The sequence below is a fragment of the Draconibacterium sp. genome, assembly GCF_041583095.1.
GTDB lineage: Bacteria > Bacteroidota > Bacteroidia > Bacteroidales > Prolixibacteraceae > Draconibacterium.
The window spans coordinates 1-5029 of record NZ_JBFHGM010000336.1 but is presented as its reverse complement, the minus strand read 5'-3'; the positions used below and the strand labels follow the sequence as shown (position 1 = coordinate 5029).

Annotated in this window: 7 protein-coding genes; 1 reads left to right on the top strand and 6 read right to left on the bottom strand. The window is 40.7% G+C overall.

The features are described 5' to 3' along the window. The 4 genes from ABZB17_RS20470 to ABZB17_RS20455 form a co-directional block, all read right to left on the bottom strand. Positions 1–899: NUDIX domain-containing protein (locus ABZB17_RS20470; RefSeq protein WP_372653134.1), on the bottom strand; the 899-nt coding region annotated here is incomplete at its 3' end. 20 nt (positions 900–919) lie between these two features. After that, on the bottom strand, positions 920–1459 hold the full coding sequence (locus ABZB17_RS20465; protein WP_372653132.1) for an FKBP-type peptidyl-prolyl cis-trans isomerase: 540 nt from the start codon (positions 1457–1459) through the stop codon (positions 920–922). A gap of 63 nt (positions 1460–1522) precedes the next feature. Beyond that, positions 1523–2017 carry an FKBP-type peptidyl-prolyl cis-trans isomerase gene (locus tag ABZB17_RS20460; RefSeq protein WP_372653130.1) on the bottom strand — a complete coding sequence of 165 codons (495 nt, stop codon included), beginning with the start codon at positions 2015–2017 and terminating at the stop codon, positions 1523–1525. A gap of 12 nt (positions 2018–2029) precedes the next feature. Next, positions 2030–3061 carry a bifunctional oligoribonuclease/PAP phosphatase NrnA gene (locus tag ABZB17_RS20455; protein ID WP_372653128.1) on the bottom strand — a complete coding sequence of 344 codons (1032 nt, stop codon included), beginning with the start codon at positions 3059–3061 and terminating at the stop codon, positions 2030–2032. Positions 3062–3209: 148 nt separating this feature from the next. Between ABZB17_RS20455 and ABZB17_RS20450 the strand changes: the two genes are divergently transcribed. Further along, a complete protein-coding gene (locus ABZB17_RS20450; RefSeq protein ID WP_045033069.1) occupies positions 3210–3641 on the top strand; it encodes a nucleoside-diphosphate kinase in 432 nt (143 codons plus the stop codon). Positions 3642–3710: 69 nt separating this feature from the next. On the opposite strand, the gene ABZB17_RS20445 is transcribed toward ABZB17_RS20450, so the two are convergent. Both ABZB17_RS20445 and ABZB17_RS20440 read right to left on the bottom strand, forming a co-directional pair. Next, positions 3711–4607, bottom strand: coding sequence for a D-hexose-6-phosphate mutarotase (locus ABZB17_RS20445; protein ID WP_372653125.1), 897 nt, complete (start codon positions 4605–4607; stop codon positions 3711–3713). A gap of 104 nt (positions 4608–4711) precedes the next feature. Next, a partial coding sequence (locus ABZB17_RS20440; protein WP_372653122.1) for a DUF721 domain-containing protein occupies positions 4712–5029 on the bottom strand: 318 nt, incomplete at its 5' end.

Sequence of the window (5029 nt, the reverse complement as noted above, 5' to 3'; positions counted from 1 at the left end):
ATCAATTCGGCTTCCACCTCCGACTCCCATTTATATACTTTCTGCAGTTTTGCCGAAAACTCTTTTAAACCGATTTCCTCAAAAACTTCCTTTTTAAGTGCTTGTTCCAAAGTCTCACCTGCCGAAATGTGACCGCCAACAGCGGTATCCCATTTTCCGGGTTGGATGATTTTATTGGCAGGACGTTTTTGAATAAGGATCGCACCTTTATTATTCAGCACATGCAAATGTACCACCGGATGTAACAACTTGCTTCCGTTGTGCACCTGGCTGCGTGGCGCCTGACCGGTAACCTTTCCCTGTTCATCAACCAGCGGCACCCACTCTTCGTTTGTAAGCGCTTTTTGTTTCTGCTTCTGACGCAAAAATTCATAAAAAAAATAAACACCAAAAATGATGTAGAATAATCCGCCACTGATAAAAGCCCAGGCTTCTTTGCTCATAAAAAAGGCCGAATAAAACACCAAAACAGTATGCCCCAAAAAGATAAAGAACAGGCTCTTCATACTTTTGCGCATCTGCTGCATTTGGGCGGTATTAAAGGCTACATCTTTCATATAGCGCTGCCCCATCAACCCAACTATATTAACATTTGAGAATGCTGAAATGGCCAGAACAGTCACCAGTATCAATTCGATCAGTCCGGGTTTCAGTTTAAAGAAAATATCGTTATCAAGCAGTATTGAAACGCCACCAAGCGCCACCAACAACAAGGTATCAAAAAGTACAAACTTCTCAAATCGCCTTTCTTTAATGGCTATCCAGGCCATTTCAGCCACACCTACCCCAATAGCAACAAAAAGCCCGATTTTAGTCCCCCATATTTCATCAGCAGCGATGAAAACAAACAGAGGAATAAAACCGGGCAGTAATTTTTTAAATAATTGTGCTCTGTTCATCGCAAACAAAGAGCAAAGGATTATTCTTCTTCGTTGGCAGAAATCTCAAAAGGAATAACCTTGTAAATTTCCACCTCCATTAATACTGTTTGAAAAGCTCCGATAGCATACCCTGAACCTTGCTGACCGTATGCCAGTTCAGAGTTGATTACTAAGTGCGATCTTGTTCCGGGCTGCATATAAAGCAAACCTTCTTCGAGCCCTTTAATTGATCCTCCGGTACCAACGGTAACCTCATAAGGATCGTATCTGTGCCCATCCAAATAACCGTTTGTTTCGTCAACCAATAAACTATCCGGCCCTTCAACCAACGACCACGTAGCATAAAATAGCTGAACACGGTCACCAACTTTTATGGTGTCGCCTTCGCCGGTACCCGGTTCATTAAAATAATAAAGACCAGACGCAGTAGATTCCGCTCCCGGGTGAGCAATTGCCAGGTAATCATCCAATAACGCCAATTCATTATCCCTCATTTTTTGGTAATCAATTCCATCGTTACAGGCAAAAAAGGCAACGACCCCTAACATCAATATAATATATGATACTATTTTCTTCATCTGATCTTTAATTATTTTCTATTGTTTAAAACAGTCTCGTTCAACTTATAATTTGGTGCAAATTTAATTATGTGGTTTGATTTCTACCATATCTACTAAAAAAACTATCGTAGTATTTGGCGGAATACTGCCGGCACCGCTTGCTCCATAACCAAGTTCCGATGGAATAATTAAAAAAGCAGAACCTTCTTCATCAATAAAACGTGTTGCGTCATTCCATCCGTCAATTAATCCTTCGGCACCTAATACATACTCCCAGGTATTATCCCCGGTTGAATCAAATACACTACCATCGATAAACCTTCCGGAATATTTTACCACACAGGTATCTCCGTCCTGAGGGAAAGTGCCGTTTCCGATCGAATCGATAATGTAATAAACACCCATTGCTGTTGTATCAATATCCAGCCCTCTGTTGGTCAGGGTATCAAGATACTCTGCTAACAATGCGTCCTCTTCGGCTTTTGTTGGCGGAATATATGGTTCTGCCTCCTCAATACACGACGCCACTGCTACTCCGATAATAATCGCCAATAAAAATTTTGTAACTAATTTCATTTTTAACATTTTTTAAATAGTTGTTTCCAACAACTGATGCTTATACTCAGGTAAAAGTTGCGCGAACTTTAATAAAGTTTTTTCAAAATTAAGTTCCGATTCACCTCCGGCTGCGTTTAAATGCCCGCCACCATTGAAATGGCTCGACGAAAATTTATTGGCCGGAAAATTTCCTTTTGAGCGAAAAGATGCTTTCACATATTCATCTTTTTCGATAAACAAGGCGCTGAAAACTATATTTTTAATTGATAACGGGTAATTTACAAAACCTTCGGTATCGCCGGGCTGAAAATTAAACCGTTTTAATTCTTCTTTACTAATACTTATTACTGCAGCCCGGTACTCAGGAAAAACCTGCATTTTTTCATTCAGGCAATAGCCGAGTAATTTCATCCGGTCGGCCGAATAGTTATGAAATACCGATGACTGAATGTTATCGGTGTTTATCTCGTAATTCAGCAACCCGGAAACCACTTTAAAAGTGTTTTTCGAGATGTTATGACTAAAACCTCCTGTGTCAGTCAAAATACCGGTATACAAGGCTTCAGCTGCTTTTTGCGACAGGTTTTCATTTAATCCGATAGTTTCAAGTACATCAAAAACCAATTCGGCAGTTGAACTGTACGAAGTTTCGGAAACCATAAAATCGCAAAACTGTGTGGGGTAAGGATGATGATCGATCAATACCTTTTTATTCTCAAATTCAAGAATTTTCTTTTCCAGTTTCCCGGCACGCGAGGCTTCGTTAAAATCCACACAGATCATTGCATCGGCCTGATTGAGCCAGCTTTTAGCTTTCTTTTTGTCTTTATCGTAAATAATTACCGGAACATCTGAAGAAAACCATTTCAAGAACAAGGGATAGTCGTTTGCCGACAGCACTTTAACCTCGTGCCCAAAATCGGCAAGTACCTGCCCCAGTCCCAGCGCCGAACCAATAGCATCGCCGTCCGGATTTTCATGCGGAATAATTACCAGCTTCTTTTTTGAAGTGGCAAGCAATGTCTTAATCGATGTAATAATCTCTATGTCAGTATTTTTCAAAATTCGCAAAAATTAGAATGCGCAAAGATAAAAAATCTTACCTCGCCTGAAAACGCTAATAACCCAAATTTTGTTAATATTGTAAAAGACAAGCTTTTATTACGAGGCTTGAACCAATAAACAGACAATAACTACTAAAACTTTTAAAATGGCTGGTAACAGAACCTTTACAATGATTAAGCCCGGTGCGGTGAGAAAAAACTACGAGGGCGCAATTTTAAAAATGATAAACGATGCCGGTTTTAAAATTCGCGCAATGAAACTCACGCGCATGTCCACTACACAAGCCGGTGCCTTTTACGAAGTTCACAAAGGAAAACCCTTTTACGATAACCTGGTTAAGTTTATGAGTTCGGGGCCAATTGTAGCTGCCATCTTAGAAAAAGAAAATGCCATTGAAGATTTTCGCAAACTGATTGGAGCTACCAATCCTGAAAATGCAGCAGAAGGCACCGTTCGCAAGTTGTTTGCCTGCAGTGTTACCGAAAATGCGGTTCATGGTGCCGACAGCGACGAAAACGCAACCCGTGAAGCCGACTTTTTCTTTTCTACTTTCGAACGTTTTTACGATTACGAATAAGTCACATATACGAATCAAGGGCTGAAACTTAATTCCTGATTAATGTCTTCAACCCTTGATTTGTTTTTTTTATTCAACACTAATTACCGCTGTAGTTTCGTGCGATTCCCCCGGAGCCAGATCAATCTGATCGTTGATCTTGTTCACCGTTTCGAGGCAAACAAACGTTTCATATCCGTCGTTGGGCATGTCACTCATTTGCGCGCAGGCTTCAGCACCAGGATTCCAAACGGTTGAACATTTGCTGCCCTCTTTGGCAATGCGGATGTCGCGCTTAAAATACGGGTCGTGAATGATACAATCGGCTTCGGTATCGAAATAATGCCTTGTTATAGCTTCCGATACTTCAAGCAATTCTTCTTCCTGAACATACCGATTGCCGTCCAGCTGGTTTTCGTAATGCGTATTTGCCAGTCCCGCAATTTTTATGTTTTCAATAGCCGAAAGGTTAAAATAAGTGTGCAATGCCGATGTATACGAAATAGCCGAGTCGGAAGGATTAGTCACCTTTAATGTAACCGACAACGAATCACCAACAACAAAAATCAATTCAGCAATAAAATCATAGGGCCAGTATGCTTTTGTTTCATCCGACGATTTTAGCTGCACGGAAACGTAAGTCTCCCCTTTTTCCAAAGTATCCAACTCCGTAACTTCCCACATCGATGTGCGGGCAAAACCGTGTTGCGGCAATGCAGAATCACTTGCATGCAGGCCAAACCACGGAAAACAAACCGGAATACCACCACGAATTGCTTTGCCTTTTTCGAAAACGCTGTACGGACTCATCCATAAAACATCGGTAGTTCGCATGGGCCTGTATCGGGTAATTTGCGCGCCGTAAAGGCAAATATCGGCTTCAGCATATTTATTTGTAATAGTAATAAAAGGCAGGTCGCCATCAAGTTCCATAAAGCCCACTTCGCCTTCAACGCCAAATTTTTCGTTTAATTCGTCTATGTTCATTTCTATTTAGTTTCAGATTTTAAGGATCCGGAATCAAGGATCGAGTATTCAGTATCAAGTATTCAGTATCGAGTATTCAGTATCGAGTATTCAGTATCAAGTAGTTATTTAAAAACAATTCGGGTAATCATTTCTTCACCTGCATTCTGGTTAATGCGCCGGCAAATTTCTTCGCGCATTAAAAACAACTCGTTTTTCACTACTGCCGAAGTTATTTCAACATATAAAATCCGGTTTCGGATGTAAATATTGCGGGTGTAACGTGCAATGGTTTTCCCAAGCAGGTTTTCCCAGCCCTGCACAATATCCACTTCTTTTAATTTCCGCTCGATGCGGTTTTCCTCGATATACTGTTTTAAAACCTCGCTTAACGATTGTGTATTACTTCGTCTCATTTTGCCAGTTCTACTTTTCCGTTTTCT